Raw genomic sequence first — 26,448 nt, 5'->3', positions numbered from 1 at the left:
AGATGCACTCTTTTTATACAGAATAAGGTTTTATGTTTTCGATGAATGCAAGATCCGGATTCAGAATTTCTTCAATCAGGCTTTTAATGGATTTCATGGCATCATCAATATCTCCTTTTTCAAATTGCAGAGAAACCACGCCTTTTTTAGCTTCCGCAAAACTCCAGATTCCCGTCTCAATCGGAAGTCCCCAAAACTCGGGAAGATTCTGCACAACATACTGATAAATACATAACTGCAAAGCCTGTTTTCGGTCGCTGTTACGGAAATATTCGTCTACATTGGATTCATCAATTTTTACGATAAGATTTTTAATTTTTGCCGTTTTATAATCGATAATTCTCAACGTTCCGTTCAGTCGGTCGATTCTGTCGATGAAACCGAAGAAGGAAACTTTGTCTTTTTCATCAAGATAAAAATCTACATTTTCAAAACGTTTTTCAATGTCTAAAATTTCCAGTACATTTCCGCTTTTTACCAGCTCAAGATCATGATTTAAAATATTTTCAATGACTTTTTTAGCAATGGCTTTATGAATGAAATTCATACCTTTTTCATAAAACTCAGGCTGATGTTTCAGCTTTTCAATAGCCACTTCGATGTATTGATCTATTGCTTTAACTGATTCTTTTAAATCGTTTTCTTTTAATATCTTACCTTTTAATACTTCATAAATTTCTTGAAGGGTATAATGCACCAGATTACCGTAATTTTTTACCGACAGTTCTTCTTCAATTTCATCACTTTCCGAGGTCTTTAAAATCTTGGAAAGGTAAAAATCAATCGGATTGTACAGATAACTTGTAAGGTGGGATGCAGAAACTTTTTCCTTCCATTTTTCAAGCCGCTGAAGAACAATTTCAGTTTTTGAAATTTCGATCGGCTGTGTAATAATCGGCTCAGAAGAATTTTCAATAATCAGATGTTCGATATTGTGAGAACTTTCCATTTCGATCTGGGTGATGAAACGGCTTTTTTCTCCCGTATTCACTCCCGAACTTAAAGCATTAAAGAGCAAATGAACATTTTTGGAATCCTGAATCAACCGGTAAAAATGATAGGCATAAATACTGTCATTTTCCAAAAAAGTATGAAGATCAAAAAATCTTCTGATATCAAAAGGAATATACGTATTCTGTGAATTTCCGAGCGGTAATTTCCCTTCGTTTACAGAAAGCATAATCACGTTTTCGAAATTCAGGAGACGGGTTTCCAGAAGTCCCATAATCTGCAAACCTCTCAAAGGTTCCCCTTGAAAATCAATACTTTCTGAATTAATATGCTGATTAATCAGAATTTCCAGCGTTTCCATTTTAATTTCAAACTGGTAAGGAGACAACTGGTTTTTGATAATTCTGAAAGCATTTTCGAAATGGGAAACGTTTTCATACTGAATATCATCAATTTCCAGCCATTTGATCTGCTTGCAGAATTCAATTAAAGAATCTAAATAAACAGTTGTAGAATCCGCTTTCTTCAGTAAATTATAGTACGAAAGTTCATGCAACAATTCATGAAAAAGCTTTTTGGAAATGTAAACGATATTGCGTTCTTCAATTTTCGCTTTAAAATTATTGATTACCAATTCATCTTCGGCAGATTTCGGCAGCTCTTCCAGAATCGGGAAAATATCGCGGTAATAATACGACGATTTGTTTTTCTCAAGTTGTTTCTGAAGATAGAAAAGCTGTTTTACGGCATTCGAAAAGGAAAGGTTTTTCAGAGGAAAACCCATCGTTATATTCAGATTGGGAACGCCGTGCATTACATCCAGACTTGCAGGAAGCAGGTTTTCATCCAGCAAAACGACCGCAGTATCGGAGTATGTCTTATTTTCTATTTCTTTGAAGATTTCCGGTAAAATTTTCGTCTGGGTAATATTTCCCGAAACTTCATAAACTTTTATGTTTTTAGGCTGATTAAAATCGTCTTCAATCCATTGAAAAAGGCGGTGATCATCAAATTCTTTCCACGTTTTATGGTTTCTTAAAAACTTTCCGGCTTCCTGTCTTTCATCATCAAAATAATAATGATCTGCTTGAAAAAAACACTGTCCTTTATCCCATTGCAGAAGACTTCTTACGAGCTTTTCTTCCGCCGGAGTAAAGGCATTGAAGCCGCAGAATACGAATTTTTCACTGGTATTTTCGGCAAATTCATCAATTTTTGCTTTTGCCGTTTCGTTGATCATCCCGGAAGTTGCCCAGTTTTTCTCCTTCAGTTTTTTCTTGAGAACGGGAAGAAAGACATTCATGTTTTTCCAGAAATTAAGGAATTTTTTTCGCGGTCCTTCATCGTCTTCTCCCAAATCCTGTGCCCATTCTTTAATCCGCTCTTCATCAAACATATACTGTAAAACGGCTTCATCGCTTTCTGAGAATTTCAGGATATCGTCCCAGTCTTTCTGCAACGTGGGAAACCATTTCAGAAATTCTGCAAAATCGTCATTGGGAATCAGGTTCAGACTTTTATAAACATCAAAAGCGAAAAGCCAGAGTGCAATTCCCTGAATCTGCTGTTTGTCGGCAATTTTATCAATCAGTTCCTCAATCGTAAAAAAATTCGGCAGAAATCCGGAGTAATTATTTTCCTCAAGAATTCGTCTGATGAAAACAATGGGACGTTTTCCGGGCAGAACGATGTTAAATTCAGATAAATCGGAATTCTGGGTTAATAATTCACTGATGATTTTATTGAGGAATTTCAAGAGGTTTTATAGTTTTTATAATTTTCCAGTTGTTCCGCAATAATACGGTTGTATTCTGCCTGTTTTTCCTCTACCATTCCGTTCCTTGTTTCGCCGTCATAAGTTTTCTGAAAATCCTGATATTCTTTAAGGATCGTATTGTAAATGGTTTTAAAATACCTGTCGAAATCGGCTCCGTTTTTAATCTTTTCCGAAACTTCTTTTCTGAGTTTTCGGGCAAAAACTTCAGCAACATCAAAATGTTTCTGCTCATGAAGCAGCACATAATCATTGATTCTTTTAACGTCTTTCCACGATTGGTATTCGTTAAAAATCGTCTGAATAGTGATTTTTACCGGAGCTTTCGGATTTGAAGATTTTACGTAGGAATACGTCCAACCACAGTTGGTATACGCCACGACATTGTCTCCACGCTGATTGTTAACTTGGCTTTTAAAATTGCTCCAATTCAATTTTTTTCCCTCTTCCCACTTAATTTTCTGACCGAATACAATATTGGAAATCAGAAAACAAGCTGTAAAAACTCCTTTCATTTATTTTTATTGAACTACTATCGTTTTGGTGATCCAGTTGTTTCCGCCATTCCAGAATTTAAAAGTATATTTCCCAATCTGTTGCGGACTGAAATTGATCTGATTGGCAGAAGTGTACGTTTTTTCCGTACACGGTCCGTTCGTAATATATTTGTATGCCGTAACAGTTCGGGTTAAATTATCATTATGAATATAATCATACCCATAAAAACCCTGACAATGAGACGGATAAGTAGAATAAGTTTTAATACTCTGAACCGAAAAAACATCCATCGTATCATTAACAATCCTTACACTGTCAATTTTAATTTTGTCAACAGATTCTATGGTATTATAGTCATCGTCATTGTTACAAGATGTAAAAAATAATCCTAAAACTAATGCAGAAAACCCAAAATGGAGAAACTTTTTCATAGTTACAAAATTTAGATTATTATTAAAAATATCAGAATTTATTCCTTAATAATGTAAAATTAAGAATTAAAATTACCTTTAGAAAGATACACTACTTTTTTTGTATCATAAAATTCTTCGTCAAAATAACTTTTCAGGCTGAAAATTTCACATTTCAGTCCGGCAAGCTCTTCAGCAAGATCCCCTCCTTTCAGATACAGAACGCCATTATGCTTTGTATTAAACTGTTCTTTCTCGAATTTACCTTTCAGCCATCTTAAAAATTCAGGCATCTGTGTTACGGCACGGCTTACTACAAAATGGAATTTTTCCTTTAATTTTTCAGCTCTTCCGTGGATTGCGGTTACGTTTTTTAATCCGACTCCTTCTGCAACAGCATTTACCACCGTTATTTTCTTTCCGATAGAATCAATTAAAGTAAACTGGGTTTCGGGAAACAAAATCGCCAGAGGAATTCCGGGAAAACCACCGCCAGTTCCGATGTCCAAAACTTTTGTTCCGGGAGCAAATTCCATCACTTTTGCAATTCCCAAAGAATGTAAAATATGCTTTTCGTACAGAGATTCCATATCTTTTCTTGAGATCACATTGATTTTTTCGTTCCATTCGTGGTATAAAACTTCCAGTTTATTGAACTGATCGATCTGTGTCTCTGTAAGATCCGGAAAGTATTTTAGTAGTAACGTTGTAGACATGTAAATTATTATAAAAAGCAAAAATAAGTTTTTTATCAGCTTTATTCAAATTATCAAAACCAAGATTTATCTTTCTCAAATTTCTTTACTCTTCTTTTTCGATATAATTGTTGGTTCTTTTCTGTAATTTTGAAATTTTCTCATCCGGTTTTCCGGGATTGATGGATGACTGATTGATTCTTATTTCTACACAGATTCTGTTCATGAAGGAGCAAAACTATTTTTACTTTAAACTTTAAACAATTAGTTGAATAAGTAATAAAACGCTAACGCAGACAAAAAAGCTGACTCCGGCTGTATTTTAATTTCTGAAGAAATACTTTTTATTATATTTGTTAAAATAGAAATAATTACATGGAGAAACTTTCAGATAGAGTACAGAGACTTGGTTACTCACAAACTTTTGTTATGTCGAATAAGGCTAGAGAAATGAAAGCCAGCGGAATAGATGTTATAAGCCTTACTTTAGGGGAACCCGATTTTGATGTTCCGGACAATATCAAACAGGCTGCTTTCGATGCCATTAACCAAAATTACAGTCACTACTCTCCTGTTCCCGGATTTTTAGAACTTCGTGAAGCGATTGCTCACAAATTAAAACGAGATAATAATTTAGCATATAAACCAACGCAGATCTGCGTTTCCAACGGTGCAAAACAGGCGATTTTAAACGTTCTGGCTGCTCTTCTTAACGATGGAGATGAAGTAATTCTTCCGAATCCGTATTGGGTAAGCTATGATGAAATGGTAAAAATGATGGGCGGAGTTTCCGTGATGCTTCCGACTTCGTATGTAACAGATTTTAAAATTACAGCAGAACAGCTTGAAGAAGCCATTACAGATAAAACGAAGGCTGTCCTGTTCAGCTCACCGTGCAACCCTTCAGGCGGATATTACACGTATGATGAACTGAAATCTCTGGCAAAAGTGATTGCCAAATATCCTCACGTAACGGTAATTTCAGACGAAATCTACGAATTCATCAACTACGAAACGAAAACAACTTCGATTGCTCAGTTTCCAGAGGTTTACGAACAGACTGCCGTTATTAACGGAATGTCTAAAGCGTTCGCGATGACAGGATGGAGAATCGGATATTCTGCGTGTCCGGAATGGCTGGCTAAAGCGTGTGAAAAAATCCAGGGACAAATGACGAGCGGAGCAAATACCATGGCTCAGAGAGCGTCTATCACCGCTTTACAGACCGATCCTTCGGAGTATAAATATATGATTGATGCTTTCAAAAAAAGAAGGGATCTTGTTTATGATTTAATTAAAGAAATCCCAGGTTTTAAAGTAGTTTTGCCTAAAGCTGCGTTTTATTTCTTCCCTGATGTATCGCATTACATCGGAAAAACGCTAGACGGAACAGAAATTAAAGATTCTGATGATTTTGCGATGTTCCTTCTTGAAAATGCTCATGTAGGATGCGTTGGCGGAGTTTCTTTCGGAAGTCCTGAATGCATCAGATTTTCTTATGCGGCTTCGGAGGAAGATCTAAAAGAAGCCATGAGAAGAATTAAAGATTTACTGGATAAATTTAACTAATAGTGATTTAAATATTTTTTAAATAATAATCAAACATATTCCAACATCAATTAACATGAATTTTTTAAAAAGAATCACCATTGTAACCAGTATTGCAGCAGCAAGTTACTGCGGATACGCTTACGGACAGGATTTCCAGTGGAAAGAAGCACAGTCGAATGGCTACACCTATAAATATGTAACCAACGACCCTACTTCAGCAAGATATTATACGCTGAAAAACGGATTAACCGTTATTCTGAGCCCAACGAAAAAAGACCCAAGAATCCAGACTTTTATTGCAACGAAAGCAGGAAGCAAAACGGATCCGGCAGATCATACCGGTTTAGCGCATTATCTGGAGCATATGCTTTTCAAAGGAACAGATCAATTCGGATCAAAAGACTGGGCAAAAGAAAAGCCGCTTCTTGACCAGATTGATGCTCTTTACGAGAAATATAATTCGACAACGGACGAAGCAAAGAGAAAGGAAATTTATAAAGAAATCGATAAAGTTTCGGGAGAAGCAGCAAAATATGCTATTGCGAACGAATACGACAAAATGATGTCGGGAATGGGCGCAGACGGAACCAACGCTTTTACTTCGTACGAACAGACAGTTTACACAGAAGATATTCCTGCGAATGTAACGGATAAATTTTTAGCATTACAGGCAGAACGTTTCAGACAGCCGATTTTAAGACTTTTCCATACAGAGTTAGAAGCGGTTTATGAAGAAAAAAACAGAGGTCTGGATAATGACGGAAGAAAGGTTCTGGAATCTATGTTTGCCGCAATGTTCCCGAATAACAATTACGGAAAGCAAACGACCATCGGAACGATTGAACACCTGAAAAATCCTTCTTTAAAGGCGATCAGGGAATATTACAACAATTATTACGTTCCGAATAATATGGGGATCATTATGTCGGGAGATTTTAATCCGGATGAAATGATTGCCAAGATCGACAAAGCTTTTTCTTACATGAAAAACAAACCGGTTCCGGCTTACAATCCGGGGCAGGAAAGTCCGATTATGGCTCCGATTACCCGGGAAGTTTACGGCCCAAATCCTGAAAACATCATGATTGGATTCCGTTTTCCGGGTGCTACGACAAAGGATGCTAGAATGCTGAATTTTATCGGAAGTATGCTTACCAACGGACAGGCGGGATTAATTGATCTTGATCTTGTTAAAAAGCAGAAATTACTGAGCGCTTATGCTTTTCCGTACGTTCTGAAAGATTATTCAGCGCTTTTGTTACAGGGTAATCCTACAGAAGGACAGTCTTTGGATGATGTGAAGAATTTACTGCTTCAGGAAATCGACAAGCTAAGAAAAGGAGAATTTTCCGATGACCTGATCCAGTCGATCGTGAATAATGAGAAGAAAAATGTGATCCAGAAGTATGAAAAATACACTTCCAGAGCGGAATCCTTGATGGATGAATTCACTTCCGAAGTCGACCATAAAACCCAGCTTCAGTATATTGAAGAAATTTCTAAACTGACGAAAAAAGATATTATGGATTTCGCATCTAAATATCTTAAAGACAACAATTACATTGCGGTTTACAAAAGAAAAGGAGAAGACAAAAATATCGTAAAAGTAGACAAACCTACAATTACTCCGGTTTCCGTAAACAGAGAAGACCAGTCGCCGTTCCTGAAAAAGATCGATGAAATGCCTGAAGCTCCGATTTCTCCGGTATGGCTGAATTTTGAAAAAGATATTGCCAAAAGCAAAGTAAAATCGGTGGATGTACTTTCTGTAAAAAATACAGATAATGATCTTTTCAGATTATACTATTATTTCGATGCCGGAAAATGGAATAACAAAATTCTTCCTTTGGCAGCGGAATATCTGCAATATTTAGGGACAAAAAATAAATCTTCGGAAGACATAAGTAAGGAATTTTACAAACTGGCTTCAAGCTTCAATGTAAGCGCAGGAAATGAAGAAACCTACGTTACACTGGAAGGTCTGAATGAAAATTTCGATAAAACTGCGGCTCTGTTCGAAGATTTAATTAAAAACTGTGTGGCAGATCAGAAAGCTTTGGATTCTTACAAAGTAAGACTGAAAAAATCAAGAGCCAATGCGAAACAGAATAAAGGTTCTATCATGAGCGGATTGAGAAGCTATGCACAGTATGGTCCGCAAAATCCATTCAATAATGTATTGAGCGATGCCGAACTGGATGCCTTAAAAGCAGAAGATTTAGTGAATGTATTGCATGATTTATTTAACTTTAAGCATAAAATCCTTCATTGCGGTCCGAAATCAGCCAACGAAGTTGCTTCTTCTTTAACGCAGATCCATAAAGTTCCGGTTTCGCTGAAAGAGATGCCGAAGTCTAAAACATTTACCCAGATTCCTACGGATAAAAATAAAGTATTGTTTGCCCATTACGATATGGTACAGGCAGAAATTTTCTGGGTAAGAAACAGTGATCCTTACAATGTAAGCATTACTCCGACTGTAAATTTGTTCAATAACTATTTCGGCGGCGGAATGGGTTCTGTGGTTTTCCAGACGATCAGGGAATCTAAAGCTTTGGCTTATTCTACCTACTCTTACTTCGCGCTTCCGGGCAAAAAAGAGGATAAAGATATGATTATGGCTTATGTGGGAACTCAGGCAGATAAATTCAATGAATCTACCACAGCCATGAATGAGCTTCTGACAACACTTCCGAAATCTGATCAGTTATTTGAAACTGCAAAAAGCGGACTGAAGAAAACCATTGCCTCCGAAAGAATTACACAGGACGGAATTATCTTTACGTATCTGAGAGCCCAAAAGCTTGGAAATAATACAGATATCAGAAAAAATACTTACGAGCAGGCTCCAAACCTGACATTTGCAGACATCAATAGTTTCCACGATAAGGAAATGAAAGGTAAAAGCTACACCTACTGTCTCGTTGCTTCGCAGGATAAAGTAAGTGAAGCTGATATGCAGAAACTTGGTGAAGTGAAGAAACTGAATTTGACTGAGATTTTTGGTTATTAATAATGAAAAAGCCCTGAAATTCAGGGCTTTTTTATTGATAATCAATCCTGCGATTCAGTTCTATGGGGTTATTATTTTCCTTTATTTGCTTTTTAAGCTGTTTTGTCATCTTATTAAGATCGGTTGGGATAAGATTTCCTTTTTCATCTCCGGACTGTATTTTTATGTTTCTGGCTTTCAGTTCTGCAAAAGGATCTGCATAATAATCGGATTGAATTTTCTGAAAATCTCCCCAACTTATCGTCGTTCCTTTCTTTGAGAAAAACAGATTATCCTTTTCCAGTTTTTTAATCTTTATTAAATTAAAACTATAGTTTTCCTGATCGTCCGAAATGTTGACAATAATTCCGGGAAGACCATTAAAAATATACGGACCTTCAGGAATAGGAATACTTTGCGTAAACCATGCGATCCAGCTTCTTCCGCCGTACTCTACCGTTGCTTTCTGGCATTCAAAATCCTCTATTTTCTTTTTGTCGGATAAGATTTTCCAGTTCAGATTTTCATCTATATTTATGAAATATTTGTCATTAAAAAAGCTCATGAAAATAACCTTTTGAACATTTGCTGTCTCAAGATTTTTTACAACATAAATCTGAGAATTAAAAACCGGACTTCTGCCTAAACCAAGTCCCTTTCTTTGGATCATGGAATCGGAAACTCTTTCGCGCTCACAACGAAAAGCAGATTCCTTTTCAAAAACATCCAAGTAATAAGTTTCGGTAGTAAGGTCGGGTTTATTGGGATTAGGCTTAAATTTAAGATCATAAACAAAGGTCATTTTTTGAGACAGCATCATTGCTGAAAGTATGCATCCCAAAATAAGGAATACTTTTTTCATGAATAATTTTAAAATCATGGTATTTAAATTTACAGCTAAATTAAGATTTATTAAAATTTCATCTATCAGGAAATATGGCTAAATCATAAAAAACATCCTATTCAAAGGCTTTTTTATTTCTATCAGATCAAAAATAATTATAGATTTTATTTATCGAAATCAAATTGTTCGATAGACGAAATATTTCTATATTTGCACCAGAAAATTTAAAATAAAAAACAGGAAAATTATGTCTTTAGTAGGAAAAAAATTCCCGAATGTAACAGTAGATGCAATGTCTGAAATGGGTGATGATCTTAGAATCAACATCTTCCAGGAAGCTACAGAAAACCAACAAAAAGTTCTTTTATTCTGGTACCCGAAAGATTTTACTTTTGTTTGCCCGACTGAACTTCATGCTTTTCAGGAAGCTTTACCAGAATTTGAAAAAAGAAACACTAAAGTAATCGGTGCTTCTTGCGATACCAACGAAGTACACTTCGCATGGTTAAATGTTTCAAAAGACAATGGTGGTATTGAAGGCGTTACTTACCCGCTTTTAGCTGATACTCACAGACAGTTGGCGAATATTCTAGGAATTGTAGATCAGGATTTCGAATACAATGACGAAGGTGAAGAAGTTTTCACAGGTTCTAATGTTACTTACAGAGCAACTTACCTTATCGACGAGACCGGAAAAATTTTCCACGAGTCTGTAAACGATATGCCTCTTGGCAGAAACGTAAAAGAATATTTAAGATTAATCGATGCTTATACGCACGTACAGAAGCACGGTGAAGTTTGCCCTGCAAACTGGGAAGAAGGAAAAGAAGCAATGAAAGCAGACAGAACTTCTACGGCAGAGTATTTAGCGAAAAACTAAGATAATGTGCTAATTTGAGAATGAGATAATTTGAAAATTGATCACATTGATTATTTAAGAATTATCTCATTTTCTATTTTAAACATTTTCAATTAATAAATTGTCAAATTAAAATTATGTATACAGAATTAACAGAAGATACGCTTCAGAATATTGTAAGCGAAAATGAAAAGGTTGTAGTACAATATGGTGCAACATGGTGCGGAAACTGCAGAATCATGAAGCCAAAATTCAAAAAACTGGCATCAGAGAACGAAAATATTCCTTTTCTTTATGTAGATGCAGAAAAATTACCGGAAAGCAGAAAATTGGCAACAGTGGATAATCTTCCGACTTTTGCAATCTTCAGAAATGGTGAGTTGGTGAATCAGGTACAGTCTAATCAGGCAGAAAGTTTAATTAATTTATTCAACGAATTGTAATCATGAAGTTACCGATCATCAGACAGTTTTATCAGAACCAGACTCCTGAAAATCTTGAAAAAACGTTAGAAGTTTTAGAAAGCTTTACAGAATTCAGAGGAACTACCGAAGAAGATATGAACGTTGCAGGAGAATTAATTACGAATATCTGTGGAGCTCTGGAAGTTCACGCCAACGTACAAAACGGAATGAGCGAGAAAGATGCTTTAAATTCTTTTGCTCAGAAGGTTTTAGGATCGATTGACAGATAGTTTTTTTTAAACACGAATTTCACAAATATTCTTTCACGAATAAGCACTAATATTTTTAAAAATTGTGTCATTTGCGATAAAATTAGTGCCATTTGCGTTTTTTATTTAAACACGAAATTCACAAATATTCTTTCACGAATAAACAAGAATGTTTTTAAAACTGTGTCATTAGTGCTCAAATTAGTGCCATTTGTGTTTTAGTTCAAACACGAATTTCACAAATATTCTTTCACGAATAAGCACGAATAAGCACAAATATTTTTAAAAACTGTGTCATTAGTGCTCAAATTAGTGCCATCTGTGTTTTAATTTAGACACGAATACCTTTTAAAAATTGTGTCATTTGTGTTTAGATCAAACCAAAAATAAAATCCCGATGAAAAGACATCAGGATTTTTTGGGTTTATAAAATTTCTCTTATTGAATTAGCTTCTTCTGCTCATTAAAATTCTCAAAATATACCAGAACAAAAGCATAATGGATGCAAAAAGCTGTAAAGAAGCTCCAACATACTGATCTGTCGTGTAAGAATATTTCAGTTTGCTTGTCTGGTACAAAATCGTTGCAGAAGCCAGAATTACCATTCCTACCGAAAACCAAAGACCTAGGTTGAATCCGAAAATCATTCCGCCAACAATTAATCCCAGAGAAATAAATCCTCCGATTACAATAATATTTCTAAGGAAAGAAAAATCTCTTTTTGAAGTAAATGCTACAAAAGAGATCCCTGCAAACATCGCGATGGTTAACATTGCTGCCTGATAAATGATCGATCCTCCAACATTCACTACTGCAATGTAGATCATCGGCATAAAAATTAATGCTTCAAGCAAAATATAAAATCCCAGTCCCATATACTGAACCGATCTGCTTTGCGAAAGAGACCATTTATTCGCTAATACAGAAGCCAGCCAAAATACTCCGATAATTAATAACCAGGTAAATTTTCCCTGAAACATTAATCCGATAACTTCCGGCGGAACGGTTTTTAACAATACGGTTTCCACTCCAATAAAAGCAAGAATCGCCAAAGCAACGTGCAAATACGTTTTTTTATAAAATTCTGCCTTTTCCACTTCTTTGGCATGCGCCACTAAAACATCTGTCATCATAGTTTTTATTTTTTAATATGTTATTCTAATCTTTTCATAGGCTTTATTCCTATAATTTTTCCGCTATCCTCAAAAAGAACGGTGATCATTTCTTTGGGTGAAGAAACTTCTTCTTTATATTTAAACTGAACCATCGGATATTGGCTTCCGTCATTTACCAACTGAAATCCCGTCATAAAAACATCAATCTGTTTATCTAAATGAATATTTTCAGCTAACTTTTTAAGCATATCATCCGTTGTGGAACTGGCAATTTTTTCTGAAAGCAAATCTTTTGCTCCGGCAAAATCAGAAGTTTTAAGCTTTTCAATAAATTTTAGAAATTCAATAGTATATAAACTTATCTTCTCTTTTGCTAACGCATTTCCATCATCTTCTTTTCGCTCATTTTTTACATACACTCTAATCTTACGAGTGGGAGAAGTGGTAACCATTCCGTTTTTTTCATAATATTCAGATAAAATGATATCGGAATTGATGTTTAGAGCACTATTAACATTCCATTCATCGCTTCTTTCAAGTCCGTCGTCAGAATTAATTAATTCCAGTTTCTTTAAATCGCCTTTCTGTGTACTTTTGCCATATTTTTCAGAAATTTCCTTCATAAGCTCTTCATATTTCTTTATCATGGCTTTATTAAAGCTCACAGGTTTCTTCACATTTTCGCCTTTATCAAAATTGTAAACATCCCATTCATAAAGAATTTCCGCGATAACAGAATCGGTTTTATAGGCTTTATAAAATACCCGAAGATTTGGGATTTCCTTTTCTTTCCTTTCAAAAATAACAGGCTGAAGAACGGGCTCGAAAGAAATGTACTCTTCATCTGTCTTAACAACTTTGCTTCCTAACTTATTTTCAAACTGAATAAAATCATTCAGTTTTTTCCCTTGAATATCAGTCTGAATTATATTTTGAGAATAACAAAACTGACTGATCAGGAGAATACCTAACATTTTAATTATCATCGTGTTTTATCAAAAAAATCCCTGAATTACTTCACAATCTTATACGGTTTAATTCCCATAATCTTTCCGTCTGTTTCAAAAACTGCCGTAATCACCTCTTTCGGTTCAACGGCTTTATCATCAGAATATTTATACTGAATCATTGGCAGGCTGCTTCCGTCAATTAAGGGTTTATAACTGGCTTTGATAATCTGAAAAGTTTTATCAGTTTTAATATCTGCGGCAAGCTTCTGGTAAACAACATCTGTTACCATCTTTTTAGCTTTTTCAGATAAAAGTTCATCCATGGCTTTGCGGTCAGCAATTTTCAGGGCTGCGATAAATTTCAGAAATTTTCCGTTGTAGAGTTCAATTTCCTCTTTGCTAAGGCTTAAAGAGGGTTTTACATCGGGAGTCACATTTGTGTTCGTGTTCTTTTTTGTTTCCGGTTTCACATTTTTCGTCTTTTGTGAAAGAAAAAACGGCGCCGACAAAACGGAAAGAACTAAAAGTATTTTTTTCATTATGCTTAAACTGTTTCAATAAACAATAAACGGAATACACGATTCCGTATTGCTTATCACTTATAAATTACCTACTGTAATCCGGCATTACTCCTAAGATTTTACCGTCATTTTCGAAAACCACAGTAACCAGATCTCTTGGAGGAGAAAGCGTATCATCTTTATATTTATACTGAATTGTCGGATAAGTTTCGTTATCCAATAGTTTCTGGTAGCCGGATTTATACACTTCAAATGTACGTTCAAAGCTGATTCCTCCCGATAATTTCTGAATGACATTATCTGAAACAATACTTTTCACTTTATCTGAAATCAGAGTATTGACGGCTTCTTTATCCGATCTTTTTAATGCATCCACAAATTTCAGAAAATACGGATGATAAAAGTCGATTTTATCTTTACTCAATTCCGAACTAAGTTCTATTTTCTTGCTTTCAACAACTTTAATTTTGCTTTCCTGCGAAAAACCCGCCTGAAAAGCCAAAGCCGCAACAATCAGAAGTATTTTTTTCATAATAAAATGATTTGCTGACAGCAAGATACAAAGAATTATATTACGGATAAAAATTTCATCGTATCTACATTATCCGCATACGTATTCAACCCCGGATTTTGGGCTTCTCCCAATTTAATGGAATCCAAACCAAGCTCCTCTTTCGCCACCACACACTGAATGTTTTCTTCGTTTTCCAAAATAAAACTTTTCACCTCATCCAAAGAAGAATATCTGCTGAAATTGATAACAGAAAGCGGACTGAATAATTTTTCATCTTCCTTCAGCATTACAAAATTATTATCCCAGAATTTATCCTGATTTAAAAGATAAACCGCCCTGTTGTAATCGTAATTATTGGCATATTTATTATGATTGATGATCTCCTGAAAATCCAGAAAACTTTCAAATAATCTGTCGAGAACAAAATCCTGAGGAATAAAAAGCCGGGTTACATTTCTACATCCCAAACCGAAATAACGGAAAATATCTTCCGCCAGAAGTTTAAGCTCCTCTTCCGTTTCATCCCCTTTTAAAACAGCAATGGAAGTTCTGTTTTTTCTGATGATATTCAGGTGGTTTTTAAAATAATACTCAAGATATCTTGCCGTATTGTTGCTTCCCGTTGCAATTACCGCATCAAAATTTTCCAGTCTTTCTACAAATTCAAACGATACATTTCCTTCCGAAAATTCATTCCATTTCTTTAATAAAAACGGAATCATGTATTTATCTTTTGAAGAAAGCTTGATCACCGGAATATGATTGCTCAGCACCACAGAAATTACATCGTGAAAACCGACCAGAGGAATATTTCCGGCAAGAATAAGCCCTACTCTTTTCGTGGTCTTTGAAATCTGATATTCTTTCAGCCAGTCGGCAATATTTCCTTCCGTAAGAAGATCCGTCCACTGTTTCAAAGCAAACTTCTGGTTTTCAATGGTAAACCACGGATTTTCAATTTCAGATCGTTTTAACAACAATTCAAAGTCAGAATCGTTGTCATTATAATCCTCCTGATTTTTATTTAAAAAGTCTTTTATATATTGGCTTAGTCTCGTAAGTCCTAAAACTTGATTTTCGGTATTCATAATTGCTTTAAAATTGGGGAATATTTTGTAATTTTGTGCAAATTTAAAAAAAATTAGCGATGGCTATTAAAATAACTGATGAATGCATTAACTGCGGAGCCTGTGAACCGGAATGTCCAAACAATGCAATTTATGAAGGAGCAGTAGACTGGAAAGCTTCAGAAGGTACAGAGTTAAAAGGTACCGTAACATTACCATCAGGTCTTACAGTGGATGCAGATGCACCGCAGGAACCTGTAAGTGATGATGTTTATTTCATTGTAACAGATAAATGTACGGAATGTAAAGGATTCCATGAGGAGCCACAGTGTGCAGCCGTTTGTCCGGTAGACTGCTGTGTTCCGGATGAAGATCATGTAGAATCTGAAGAAGCACTGCTTAATAAGAAAGCATTCTTACACGGAGAATAAAAAACTGCCGTCTCATCAATCATGAGGCGGTTTTTTATATACAAAAATTCAAAAGAACCCAATAAGAAACTATAAATGAATCTGTAAGAAGAAATTTTTACAGGAAATCCCAAAAAATAATAATATGAGCAAAAAGCACAACTTTAGCGCAGGACCATGTATTTTACCACAGGAAGTTTTCGAAAAATCTGCACAGGCAATTTTAGATTTCAACGGAATCGGACTTTCTCTTCTTGAAATTTCACACAGAAGCAAAGATTTTGTAGCGGTAATGGATGAAGCACGCGCTATCGTAAAAAGATTGATGAATTTAGGAGATGATTACGAAGTTTTATATTTAGGAGGCGGTGCAAGTCTGCAGTTTGCCATGGTTCCTTACAACCTGATGAAAGTAGGCGGAAAAGCAGCTTATCTGGATACCGGAACATGGGCGGCAGGAGCTATTAAAGAAGCTAAAAAAGTAGGAACAGTAGACGTTGTAGGCTCTTCAAAAGAAGAAAACTACTCTTTCATTCCGAAAGATTACACCGTAGGTTCAGAATATGATTATTTCCACTGCACTTCCAATAATACGATCTACGGAACTCAGATGAAGTCTTTCCCTGAAGTAGATACTTTAATGGTTTGCGACATGAGTTCTGATATTTTCTCAAGACAATTAGATTTTTCAAAATTTGATTTGATCTATGCCGGAGCTCAGAAAAATATGGGACCTGCAGGAGTAACTTTGGTGGTCATTAAAAAAGAAATTTTAGGAAAAACAGGAAGAGAAAATATGTTCTCTATTCTGGATTATGCTCAGCATATTTCTAAAGAATCCATGTACAACACACCGCCGGTTTTCCCTGTTTATGCTTCTCTGTTAACGTTACAGCATCTGGAAAACAATGGTGGAATTGCCGCAGCAGAAGCCAGAAACGAAGCAAAAGCTAAATTGTTATACGATGAGATCGACAGCAATCCTTTATTTGAAACATTCTGCGTAAAAGAAGACCGTTCTTTAATGAATGTATCTTTCAAAATTACAGACGAAAGCAAAAAAGAAGAATTTGATGCGGCATGGAAAGCTGCGGGAATCAGCGGACTGAACGGACACAGAAGTCTGGGAGGTTACAGAGCAAGTTTGTACAATGCTTTACCGATTGAAAGCGTACAGGTTTTAGTAGATGTTATGAAATCCATAAAATAATATAAATTATTAAATTTCAAACACTTAACAAATATTTAATGTTATTTTAAATTTTCTTAATTTGCGAGACTGTTTAAATTTTGAACCATTAAATATTTAAGTCAAAATAAAACCATGAAAGTTTTAGCCAACGACGGAATTTCGAAAGCAGGAGAACAGGCACTTAAAAATGCCGGAATAGAAGTTCTGGACAACAGAGTTGCACAGGATCACGTCATTAATTTCATCAACGAGAATAACGTGGATGTTCTTTTGGTAAGAAGCGCTACCAAAGTAAGACAGGATCTCATTGATGCCTGTCCTAGTCTTAAAATTATCGGAAGAGGCGGAATCGGGATGGATAATATCGACGTGGAATACGCTATTGATAAAGGAATCTACATCATCAATACGCCGACTGCATCCTCAAAATCGGTTGCAGAATTGGTGTTTGCACATTTCTTTTCTTTAGCAAGATTTCTCCATGAATCCAACAGGTTAATGCCTTTGGAAGGAGAAACCCACTTCAACGCCATGAAAAAATCCTTCTCGAAAGCATATGAACTTTCAGGAAAAACATTGGGAGTTATCGGCTTTGGAAGTATCGGGCAGGAAGTTGTAAAAATGGGAATCTCTCTGGGAATGAAAGTAAAAGTGCTTACCAGAAAACCTAAAACAAAAGTCCTTTCGCTGGAATTTTTCGACGGACAATCTGTTAATTTCGAAATTACTTCCACCAATGATATGGATGAATTCTTAAAAGATACAGACTTCATCAGTCTCAATACGCCGAAAACAAACGAATATATCATAGACACGCCACAATTTGAAAAAATGAAAGACGGAGTCTACATTGTAAATACTGCAAGAGGAGGTGTGATGAATGAAGTTTCCCTGATAGACTTCATCGAATCCGGAAAAGTTGCCGGAGCTGCACTGGATGTTTTTGAAAAAGAACCCACTCCGGAAGTGCTTTTGCTGATGAATCCTTCGCTTTCCCTTTCTCCGCATGTAGGCGGAAATACTGTGGATGCACAGGAAAAAATCGGGCTTGAGCTTGCAGAACAGATTATTAAGATTAAAGAAACTATAAACTAAAATATGCCTATTTTTAAACCTTTTCGTGGAATAAGACCTCATAAAGACTATGAGAGCACCTTCCCTACTCATCCTCTGGACAATTTTACGCAGGAAGAGATCGCGGAAAAAGCTCAGGTGGAAGACACTTACATTAACATGATAAAGCCTTATGTTGTAAGTAAATCCAAAGATATCGACAGGAATTTAAGGAAAATCCGGTCGACTTTTGAAGAATTGATGGAAGAGAAAAAACTCGTTCAGGACAATTCTGCCTACTATCTTTATGAACAGATTTATCCCAACAAACAGGTTTTCAGAGGGCTTCTCGGTTTAGCGAGCATCGAAGATTTCTGGAACGGAAAAATAAAGAGACACGAAAGCACCATTCCCCAGAAAAAGGAAAAACTGGCTCATTATCTTGAAAAAGTAAATCTTCAGGCAGAACCTGTACTCCTTACCTATCCGGCGAATTCGAAGATCGAACTGCTGATGAACCATGAGGAGAAAAACGTTCCGATCTTCAATCATGTGGATACCAAAGGAATCCGTCATAAAATCTGGAGAATCGATAACCGTTTAAAACTGCAGCAGTTTAAGGAAGTGATCGATCAGATCGATTCTTTTTACATAGCAGACGGACACCACAGAATCGGTTCTACTGCGCTGAACGCCAAACATCAGAAAGAAAAAAACAAAAGACATAACGGGACGGAACATTACAATTTCGTGTACAGCTTTATCGTTTCCAACCAGTCGATTAAAATCCACGATTACAACAGAATCTTAACCGATCTTAACGGTCTTTCGAACGAAGAATTTTTAAAGGAGCTGGAAAAATATTTCCTGATCCACGAAAAAGGAGAAACGGCATATTTTCCTTCACAGAAATTCCACATTTCGATGTATATGGACGGTAAATTTTATTCGCTTCACGTAAAGCACGACCTCCGTTCTCAGGAAATGTCTCTGGATAATCTGGATCATCATCTTTTAGACAAATACATCTTTAAAGATATTTTAAAAATTGAAGATCCGGACAGCTCGGAGAAAATTTCTTACGTAAAAGGAACATCAAGCATTGAAGGAATCAACCAGCTTAAAGAAAAAGTAGACAACGGAGAAGGAAAAGCAGGATTCGGGATCTACCCTGTAAGTTTCAATGATATGATTAAAATTTCAGACCTGAAACTCAGCATGCCTCCGAAATGCACTTTTATTGAACCTAAATTGGTTACCGCACTATTAATGTACGATATGAAACCTTAAAAATTACTATTTTTTCCCTACTTTTATCTGCGGAAAAGAAAAGGTAAATAAAAAATGAAAAAAATATTCATTATCATTCCACTCTTTTTGGGTGGATTTTTATTTTCTCAAAAAAAACCTCTTAAAAGACCGGTTAAGAAAACTGCTGTCGGCGAAAAATTCAATTATAATGATGAATTTAAAAAGATTTCCGACGAAATCATGACCAACGGAACGGCGTATGAAAATCTGGGACAGCTTACCAAAGGAATCGGACCGCGTTTCAGCGCAACGCCGGGTTACATGAGAGCCGTAGACTGGGCAGAAAAAAAGCTTAAAGAAATCGGGATCGATATGATCTGGAAAATGGAAGCCAAAGCTCCGGTCTGGATCAGAGGAAAAGAATCTTTACAGATAAAAACCGCTAACGGAGACTGGAAGAACATCAGAATGCTTTCTTTCGGAAATTCTGAAGGAACGGGCGGAAAAGATCTTACCGGTGAAATTGTACTCATCAATTCTACCTCAGAGCTTAACGCCATGTCTGTCGGACAGCTCAAAGATAAAATCGTTTTTGTGAATCTTCCGATGGATCCTAAGATCATCAATACCAGCGATTCTTATTTAATCACAGCAAAATCCAAACTTATTTCTGCTTCCGTCATTGCTAAAACCGGAGCGAAAGCATTAATTATAAGATCATTAACCACGGCTTCAGACGATACGCCACACGCAAAAATGGTGTATTACGAACCGGATGATAAAATAAGAATTCCCGCTTTATCCATCGGAGTAAAATCTGCCGATGAACTGGAAAAATTATTAAAAAGCCAGAAAGTTACCGCTAAACTGAATATGACTGCCCAATCCAAAGGCGACACCACGAATCCGAATATTATTGCTGAAATTCAGGGTAAAAAAGATTCTAAGGTAATTGTTTTGGGTGCGCAGCTCGACTCATGGGATTTCGGAGAAGGAGCAATTGATGACGGAACCGGAGTTGCACAGTGTATTGAAGTTTTAAGAACATTCAAAGCTTTAGGTCTTGAAAATAATCATACGATACGCGTTGTTTTCTATGCAAACAGTGAAAATGGCGGACAGGGGCGCGAAATGTATGCAGCGTACGTGAAGAAGAAAGATGAAAAGCACATTTTTGCACTGGGAACTGATGCAGGAGGCTATTCTCCGAGAGGATTTTCTCTGGATATGTCTCCGCAGAGAAGAAAACAGATTTTCGAATGGAAAAATTATTTCCTTCCTTACGGCGTTTACGATTTTGACCAGACAGAAGCCATTCAGGATATTTCTCCTTTAAAGAAAATGGATATTCCTTTGGCTGAGCTTGTGGTAGACACCCAAAGATATTTCGATTATCATCATTCCGAACAGGATACCTTTGATAAAGTGAACAAAAGAGAGCTTCTTCTCGGTGCGGTGGCAATGACGCAAATGATTTTTATGATTGATAAAAACTGGTAAATGAAAAAGATATTAGGAACAACTTTAACGCTTCTGGGCTTGGCGGTTTTTGGTCAGGCAAAAGAAGACTCCATACAGTTTGCAAAAATTTCTACGGAAATATTAAACAAAGGAAAAGCATACAACGAGCTGAGAGAATTAACCAAAAATATCGGTCATCGTCTCAGCGGTTCAGCATCCTACGAAAAGGCCGTAACATGGGCAGAACAAAAACTTCGTGATGCAGGAGCCGACAAAGTCTGGCTACAGGAAGTAATGGTTCCGGTGTGGGTTCGCGGAAAAGAATCTTTACACATTAAAACCTCCAACGGAAAATGGAAAAGCTTAAAAATGCTTTCTCTGGGAAATTCTGAAGGAACAGGCGGAAAAGATATTTCAGGAGAAATTATCATGGTAAGATCCATGGAAGAATATGATAAACTTTCGCCGGAGCAGGTGAAGGATAAAATTGTGTTCTTCAATTATCCTTTCAGCCAGACGTATATAGAAACTTTCAGAGGATATGGTGATGCCGCAAAATACAGATCTACCGCTGCATCATTAACAGCTAAAAAAGGTGGAAAATTTGCGATCATCCGTTCTCTTTCCTCTGCTTTTGATGATGTTCCGCATACAGGTTCCATGCGTTATCAGGATGATAAAAAAATTCCTGCTGTTGCGGTCGGAAGCACGACAGCAGATGAACTGGCAGAACTTTTAAAATCACAGAAAATTACCGCCAAACTCAACTCCAACTGCGGAATGAAAGGCGAAAAACTCTCCCACTCCGTGATCGGAGAAATTACCGGAAAGAAAGATAAAAGCGTAATCGTTGTCGGCGGACATCTGGATTCGTGGGACGTGGGTGAAGGCGCCCATGACGACGGTTCCGGAATTGTGCAGAGCATTGAAGTTCTGAGGACTTTTAAAAATTTAGGCATTCAGAATAATCACACCATCCGTGTGGTTTGTTTTGCCAATGAAGAAAACGGCGTAAAAGGTGGCGTTATGTACGGTAAAACCGTGAAAGAAAACAATGAAAAGCATCTTTTTGCCATAGAAACGGATGCCGGAGGATTTACCCCGAGAGGAATTTCCCTTGATATGGATAACGAAAAAAGAAAGCAGATCCAGAGTTGGGCAGACCTGTTTTTACCTTACGGAGTTTATGATTTTAAAAATACCTATTCCGGGACAGATCTTTATCCGCTTCACGATTTAGGAATTCCGACAGCGGAACTGGTTCCCGATTCTCAGCGGTATTTCGACATTCATCACACAGAAGAAGATACTTTTGAAAAAGTAAACCGAAGGGAACTTCTGCTCGGTGCGAGTACTCTGACGCAAATTATTTATATGATTGATAAGAACTGGTAAAATATCATACACAACCGCTCTTTAAAGGGCGGTTTTTTTGTTTCAAATTTTGAAGAAGAGACTCTTCGACAGGCTCAGAGTGACACCGCGAATGCTAACTGTGTTTTTTAAACAATGAAAGATTGTTTTTAGTAAAACCTTTAACGCTACATTGTCATCCTGAAAGAATTTCAACAATACATTAAAAACTTTGTTCAGATTCTTTCAGCATGACATACTGTAAACAAATCATCCTCCAATTGTTCTAAAAGTTATTTTATTTTTGGTTTCTCGCAGATTGTGAAGATTACGCAGATTTTTTTCAATTTAAAATTGTTTGTACTTTCTAAAATGTCTTTACAGCTTTTTGTCATCCTGTAAGGATCTAAACAATGATTTAAAATAACAGAGATCAATAAATAAAACATTCAGAAACGAGCTCTTCGACAGGCTCAGAGTGACAACGCGAATACTAACTGTGTTATTTAAACAATGAAAAATTGTTTTTAGTAAAACCTTTAACGCTACATTGTCATCCTGAAAGAATTTCAACGATACATTAAAAACTTTGTTTAGATGCTTTCAGCATAACATACTGTAAACAAATCATCCTCCAATTGTTCTAAAAGTTATTTTTTTTGGTTTCTCGCAGATTATGCAGATTACGCAGATTTTTTCAATGTAAAATTGTTTGTACTTTCTAAAATGTCTTTACAGCTTTTTGTCATCCTGTAAGGATCTAACCAAATTATAAAAATTATTCAGCGATGAACAAATCCTACGAAAAAGAGACTCTTCGACAAGCTCAGAGTGACACCGCGAATGTTTAATGCGATATTTAAAACAATGAAAAATTGCTTCGTTATTTTCTTTGGTAACATCATTAACACAATTATGTCATTCTGATTGAAATTTTGCGAAGCATTATGGAAAGAAGAATCTTTCTAAAAGGATCTCCCGCAGATTGTGCAGATTATGCAGATTTTTTTCAATTTAAAATTGTTTGTACTTTCTAAAATGCCTTTACATCACTTTGTCATCCTGAAAATGATTTAAAATAACAGAGATCAATAAATAAAACATTCAGAAACGAGCTCTTCGACAAGCTCAGAGTGACAACGCGAATACTAACTGTATTATTTAAACAATGAAAGATTGTTTTTAACAAAACCTTTAACGCTACATTGTCATCCTGAAAGAATTTCAACAATACATTAAAAACTTTGTTGAGATGCTTTCAGCATGACATACTGTAAATAAATCACCCTCCAATTGTTCTAAAAGTTATTTTATTGTTTGGTTTCTCGCTGATTGCGCAGATTTTTAACTTAATCATCTGCTAAATTTGCAAAATCTGCGGGAGATAATAATCATTCATGTAGCTTGTCATCCTGAAAAGATCTGACCAAATTATAACGATTGTTCAGCGATGAACAAAACCTTAGGAAAAAGAGACTCTTCGGCAGGCTCAGAGTGACATCTCCAATACTAACTGCAATACTTATACAATGAATAATTGTTAAATATTTTTCATCCATTGAAGCACTTTAAAATAAATTTTATTCGGTGTCTCAACTCTCAAAAAATTATCCTACTTTTAGCCCCTAAAATAATAAACATGAAGAAACTCATTTTTGCATTCTGCATGATCCTTGTATGCAGCAGCCAGATCGTAATGGCACAATCTAAAGCCAAAACAAAAGTACAGACTACGAATTCCAAGGAATCCATCTTAAAAGCAATGTATAAAGACATTTCTGAAAGCATGGTAAAAGAAGGAACTCCCAAAGAAAAGGCTGAGAAATTTGCAGACTGTCTTACTAAAGATCTTGGTGCAAAATTAACTACTGACGAGCTTAAAATGCTTGACAAGCTGAATACGATGAAAGACAAAAAAGAAAAGGAAGAACTTGCGAAAAAAGCAGAAAAAATGGGGATCAGAAAGAAAATGGAAACCGTGGGTGTTAACTGTGGATCGATCCTGAAATAGTGACAATTCCCAACAATCCATAAGATTCTTATTCACTAAAAAAACAGACGGTACATTCATTTTTACCGTCTGTTTTTATATTTCTTTAAGCTAATTTCTACACAACCTCATTCGTGTCAGCTTTATATTTTTTGTTGAACAATCCTGCCTGTTCCAGCTTTTTCAGATGGGCTTTCAGTCCGTTGATTCTTGTCGGATAGTGGGTATTTCCTATTGTACAAAGATTCTGGAATGCTTTTTCGTGACTGTCGGTATCCAGCGCATAACTGATCCTGTCATACGTTCCTCTTCCCTGATGCAGAATATCGCAGATCATAAAGCATACTTTTGCAGGATAACCGTTCAGATTAAGCCTTTTGCTGTACTTTTTCATGTTTTCTTTGTACAGACTGATCGACTGTTCCACCTGTACTCTTCTGTGATTCGGGTCGTTGGTCGCCCAATGGATAAATCTTGCCGAACAGATAAGTTCCTGCTGTTCCACTTCATTAGTGGTAGGATTCAGATATTCCATCAGCTTTTGGGAGCTGCTGTCATTCTCGAGTTGTGAGGTCGCTCCTGTATCATTTTTATAATAGATTCTGTCATCGATCAGGCGAAGTCTCGGGAAATAGTCTGAAGCGTTTTCCAAAGCCAGCAACTTCCTGAAAAATCTTACAAAATCTCCGTTCGGAACGTGTGCTGCAAACTGCATAAAACCGAACGTAAAGTAGGCTCTGTCATAGGTATTGAGACAGAGAAAAGAGCCCTGACTTTCCACTTTCGCGGTAGCCTCGATAAAGTATGCCCAAAAACCAAATTCGTTCACATAATCGGCGGCATTGTATACCAGATTATTAGAAACCGAAACATTGTAAAGTCCGAATCTTTCCTCATACTTCGTTTTGTATGCCACAAAAAACTCCGGTTCTGTAAGACCGGTCAGCTTTGCATAATATGCTGTTTTTCCTGTGGAAGTAACTGCGGAACGGATTTTAAAATCGTAAGCCATAGTTAAAAGTTTTAAATTTAGTGTACTGCTAAGGTAAGATTTCCCTTTTATTTACGGAATAGCTATTTTGGGTAGTTTAATGTTTTGTAAAATTCAGAAGGATTTCAGTTGGTATTCGCAGTGTCACTCTGAACCTTCCGAAGAGTCTTTTATTCTGAATGCTTTATTTATTGATCTCTGTTCTTTTAAGTCATTATTTAGATCCTTTCATGATGACAAGCTGGATGATTATTATCTCCCGCAGATTATGCAAATTTAGCAGATGATTAAGTAGAAAAAATCCGCAAGATCTACACAATCTGCGAGAAACCAAAAAATAAAATAACTTTCAGAACAATTGGAGGGTGATTTATTTACAGTATGTCATGCTGAAAGCATCTGAACAAAGTTTTTAATGTATCGTTGAGATTATTTCAGGATGACAAAAATACTCTAAAGACATTGAGAGAGTACAAACAATTTTACATTGAAAAAAAATCTGCGTAATCTGCACAATCTGCGGGAGATGATTCAAAAAGATTCTTCTTTCCATAATGCTTCGCAAAATTTCAATCAGAATGACAAGCGACCGTTAAAGATTTTGGCAGATAAAAAGAATTGTAAACAATTATTAATTGTTTTGTCTTTCGTTTAGTATTCGCGGTGTCACTCTGAGCCTGTCGAAGAGTCTTTTATAAAAAATCAGACTGTGTTTATCTGGAATTCTTCTTCAGAATGAAAGAAAACCATTCATTACTATTCTAAATCACCATTTATCTCCCTGATTAAATCTTCCATTTCACCTCTGAAATCATCCTCAAAAACCAACGGTCTGTTGTCTGACTGAATCATATTTTTTATTCTTTCGCAGATATCTATGAGTTTTCCGATTAAAGAATTCTCTTCGGGTGATGAGATTTTTCCCATTTTCAAAATGTTGGAGAAATAATACTGTACTCCGTCGAGAACAATACGACGCTCTTTAGGATATCTCGTCTGGTAAAGCGCGCTTTCAAACAATTGTTGCAGGATTTTATAGGAATTCGGTGACAGCTTTCTTTGATATTCTAAAATTCTTTCTTCTTCGTAACCTTCCGAAAGGCGGATCGCACGCTCTGCAATTTTATAAACGATGCGGTAGTTTTCGATTCCTTTTTTTCTTTCTACGAACAGAATTCTTTCGGTATCGAAAGAGGGAATTTCCAGAAAATACAGTTCTGCATACACCTCTCCCATGAGTGCATTCATGATTTTCACAAAACTGCCGAGACTTCTATGGCTCGAACTGCTTCCGCAAGGTTCGAGATGGTTTTTTTCTAACATGGTTTTTAGA

At 36.2% G+C, this 26,448-nt stretch carries 24 protein-coding genes; 12 read left to right on the top strand and 12 right to left on the bottom strand.

Annotated elements, in window-relative coordinates; genetic code table 11:
- Window positions 1-13 precede the first annotated feature (13 nt).
- From KKI44_RS01980 to rsmG, 4 genes are read right to left on the bottom strand one after another with little or no spacing between them, the layout of a single operon-like run.
- Window positions 14-2,707 carry a PD-(D/E)XK nuclease family protein gene (locus KKI44_RS01980; protein WP_214589610.1) on the bottom strand — a complete coding sequence of 898 codons (2,694 nt, stop codon included), beginning with the start codon at window positions 2,705-2,707 and terminating at the stop codon, window positions 14-16.
- The gene (locus KKI44_RS01975; protein WP_214589609.1) at window positions 2,704-3,240 is read right to left on the bottom strand and encodes a DUF922 domain-containing protein; all 537 of its coding nucleotides are present in this window, start codon (window positions 3,238-3,240) and stop codon (window positions 2,704-2,706) included. Before KKI44_RS01975 ends, KKI44_RS01980 begins: the two co-directional genes overlap by 4 nt.
- Window positions 3,241-3,246: 6 nt before the next feature.
- Window positions 3,247-3,654 carry a hypothetical protein gene (locus KKI44_RS01970; protein ID WP_214589608.1) on the bottom strand — a complete coding sequence of 136 codons (408 nt, stop codon included), beginning with the start codon at window positions 3,652-3,654 and terminating at the stop codon, window positions 3,247-3,249.
- Between the two features lie 59 nt (window positions 3,655-3,713).
- A complete protein-coding gene (gene rsmG / locus KKI44_RS01965) occupies window positions 3,714-4,349 on the bottom strand; it encodes a 16S rRNA (guanine(527)-N(7))-methyltransferase RsmG (protein WP_214589607.1) in 636 nt (211 codons plus the stop codon).
- A 354-nt stretch (window positions 4,350-4,703) separates the two neighbouring features.
- Between rsmG and KKI44_RS01960 the strand changes: the two genes are divergently transcribed.
- Both KKI44_RS01960 and KKI44_RS01955 read left to right on the top strand, forming a co-directional pair.
- Window positions 4,704-5,897, top strand: a complete 1,194-nt coding sequence (locus KKI44_RS01960) for a pyridoxal phosphate-dependent aminotransferase (RefSeq protein ID WP_214589606.1) — start codon at window positions 4,704-4,706, stop codon at window positions 5,895-5,897.
- A 55-nt stretch (window positions 5,898-5,952) separates the two neighbouring features.
- Window positions 5,953-8,892, top strand: a complete 2,940-nt coding sequence (locus KKI44_RS01955) for a M16 family metallopeptidase (protein ID WP_214589605.1) — start codon at window positions 5,953-5,955, stop codon at window positions 8,890-8,892.
- Between the two features lie 31 nt (window positions 8,893-8,923).
- Here the strand turns inward: KKI44_RS01955 and KKI44_RS01950 are convergent, their stop codons facing one another.
- Window positions 8,924-9,733 (bottom strand): GLPGLI family protein, encoded by an 810-nt coding sequence (locus KKI44_RS01950; protein WP_214589604.1) that lies wholly within the window; start codon window positions 9,731-9,733, stop codon window positions 8,924-8,926.
- Between the two features lie 229 nt (window positions 9,734-9,962).
- On the opposite strand from KKI44_RS01950, the gene KKI44_RS01945 reads away from it, so the two are divergent.
- The 3 genes from KKI44_RS01945 to KKI44_RS01935 all read left to right on the top strand — a co-directional run bounded on the left by KKI44_RS01945 (window position 9,963) and on the right by KKI44_RS01935 (window position 11,268).
- Entirely contained in the window at window positions 9,963-10,595 is a 633-nt protein-coding gene (locus tag KKI44_RS01945; protein ID WP_076390398.1) for a peroxiredoxin, read from the top strand.
- A gap of 116 nt (window positions 10,596-10,711) precedes the next feature.
- Window positions 10,712-11,017 carry a thioredoxin family protein gene (locus KKI44_RS01940; RefSeq protein WP_087709873.1) on the top strand — a complete coding sequence of 102 codons (306 nt, stop codon included), beginning with the start codon at window positions 10,712-10,714 and terminating at the stop codon, window positions 11,015-11,017.
- Between the two features lie 2 nt (window positions 11,018-11,019).
- A complete protein-coding gene (locus KKI44_RS01935; protein WP_087709871.1) occupies window positions 11,020-11,268 on the top strand; it encodes a DUF6952 family protein in 249 nt (82 codons plus the stop codon).
- Window positions 11,269-11,693: 425 nt separating this feature from the next.
- On the opposite strand, the gene KKI44_RS01930 is transcribed toward KKI44_RS01935, so the two are convergent.
- From KKI44_RS01930 to KKI44_RS01910, 5 genes are all read right to left on the bottom strand, one after another.
- Entirely contained in the window at window positions 11,694-12,380 is a 687-nt protein-coding gene (locus KKI44_RS01930) for a Bax inhibitor-1 family protein (protein ID WP_214589603.1), read from the bottom strand.
- A 20-nt stretch (window positions 12,381-12,400) separates the two neighbouring features.
- Complete coding sequence (locus tag KKI44_RS01925; protein WP_214589602.1) at window positions 12,401-13,336, bottom strand: hypothetical protein; 936 nt, start codon at window positions 13,334-13,336, stop codon at window positions 12,401-12,403.
- A gap of 38 nt (window positions 13,337-13,374) precedes the next feature.
- Window positions 13,375-13,851, bottom strand: coding sequence for a peptidylprolyl isomerase (locus KKI44_RS01920; protein ID WP_214589601.1), 477 nt, complete (start codon window positions 13,849-13,851; stop codon window positions 13,375-13,377).
- A gap of 67 nt (window positions 13,852-13,918) precedes the next feature.
- Window positions 13,919-14,365, bottom strand: coding sequence for a peptidylprolyl isomerase (locus KKI44_RS01915; RefSeq protein WP_214589600.1), 447 nt, complete (start codon window positions 14,363-14,365; stop codon window positions 13,919-13,921).
- Between the two features lie 35 nt (window positions 14,366-14,400).
- Window positions 14,401-15,435 (bottom strand): acyl-CoA reductase, encoded by a 1,035-nt coding sequence (locus KKI44_RS01910; RefSeq protein ID WP_214589599.1) that lies wholly within the window; start codon window positions 15,433-15,435, stop codon window positions 14,401-14,403.
- A 59-nt stretch (window positions 15,436-15,494) separates the two neighbouring features.
- On the opposite strand from KKI44_RS01910, the gene KKI44_RS01905 reads away from it, so the two are divergent.
- The 7 genes from KKI44_RS01905 to KKI44_RS01875 all read left to right on the top strand — a co-directional run bounded on the left by KKI44_RS01905 (window position 15,495) and on the right by KKI44_RS01875 (window position 24,145).
- Window positions 15,495-15,845 (top strand): 4Fe-4S binding protein, encoded by a 351-nt coding sequence (locus KKI44_RS01905; protein ID WP_034682968.1) that lies wholly within the window; start codon window positions 15,495-15,497, stop codon window positions 15,843-15,845.
- 124 nt (window positions 15,846-15,969) lie between these two features.
- The gene (gene serC, locus KKI44_RS01900; RefSeq protein WP_214589598.1) at window positions 15,970-17,034 is read left to right on the top strand and encodes a 3-phosphoserine/phosphohydroxythreonine transaminase; all 1,065 of its coding nucleotides are present in this window, start codon (window positions 15,970-15,972) and stop codon (window positions 17,032-17,034) included.
- Window positions 17,035-17,148: 114 nt separating this feature from the next.
- Window positions 17,149-18,111 (top strand): D-2-hydroxyacid dehydrogenase, encoded by a 963-nt coding sequence (locus KKI44_RS01895; protein WP_214589597.1) that lies wholly within the window; start codon window positions 17,149-17,151, stop codon window positions 18,109-18,111.
- A 3-nt stretch (window positions 18,112-18,114) separates the two neighbouring features.
- Window positions 18,115-19,359: a DUF1015 domain-containing protein gene (locus KKI44_RS01890; protein WP_108410250.1), complete on the top strand. Its 1,245-nt coding sequence runs from the start codon at window positions 18,115-18,117 to the stop codon at window positions 19,357-19,359.
- 54 nt (window positions 19,360-19,413) lie between these two features.
- Window positions 19,414-20,820, top strand: coding sequence for a M20/M25/M40 family metallo-hydrolase (locus KKI44_RS01885; RefSeq protein WP_214589596.1), 1,407 nt, complete (start codon window positions 19,414-19,416; stop codon window positions 20,818-20,820).
- Window positions 20,821-22,176: a M28 family peptidase gene (locus tag KKI44_RS01880; protein ID WP_214589595.1), complete on the top strand. Its 1,356-nt coding sequence runs from the start codon at window positions 20,821-20,823 to the stop codon at window positions 22,174-22,176.
- 1,597 nt (window positions 22,177-23,773) lie between these two features.
- Window positions 23,774-24,145 carry a hypothetical protein gene (locus KKI44_RS01875; RefSeq protein ID WP_214589594.1) on the top strand — a complete coding sequence of 124 codons (372 nt, stop codon included), beginning with the start codon at window positions 23,774-23,776 and terminating at the stop codon, window positions 24,143-24,145.
- Between the two features lie 97 nt (window positions 24,146-24,242).
- Here the strand turns inward: KKI44_RS01875 and KKI44_RS01870 are convergent, their stop codons facing one another.
- Window positions 24,243-25,136 carry a hypothetical protein gene (locus KKI44_RS01870; RefSeq protein WP_214589593.1) on the bottom strand — a complete coding sequence of 298 codons (894 nt, stop codon included), beginning with the start codon at window positions 25,134-25,136 and terminating at the stop codon, window positions 24,243-24,245.
- A gap of 735 nt (window positions 25,137-25,871) precedes the next feature.
- Window positions 25,872-26,438, bottom strand: coding sequence for a hypothetical protein (locus KKI44_RS01865; RefSeq protein ID WP_214589592.1), 567 nt, complete (start codon window positions 26,436-26,438; stop codon window positions 25,872-25,874).
- Between the last annotated feature and the right edge of the window lie 10 nt (window positions 26,439-26,448).

This window comes from Chryseobacterium sp. ZHDP1, from assembly GCF_018603435.1.
In the GTDB taxonomy this organism is placed as follows: domain Bacteria; phylum Bacteroidota; class Bacteroidia; order Flavobacteriales; family Weeksellaceae; genus Chryseobacterium; species Chryseobacterium indicum.
Note: the sequence above shows the minus strand (reverse complement) of the source record. Positions and strands in the feature narration are given on the sequence as shown.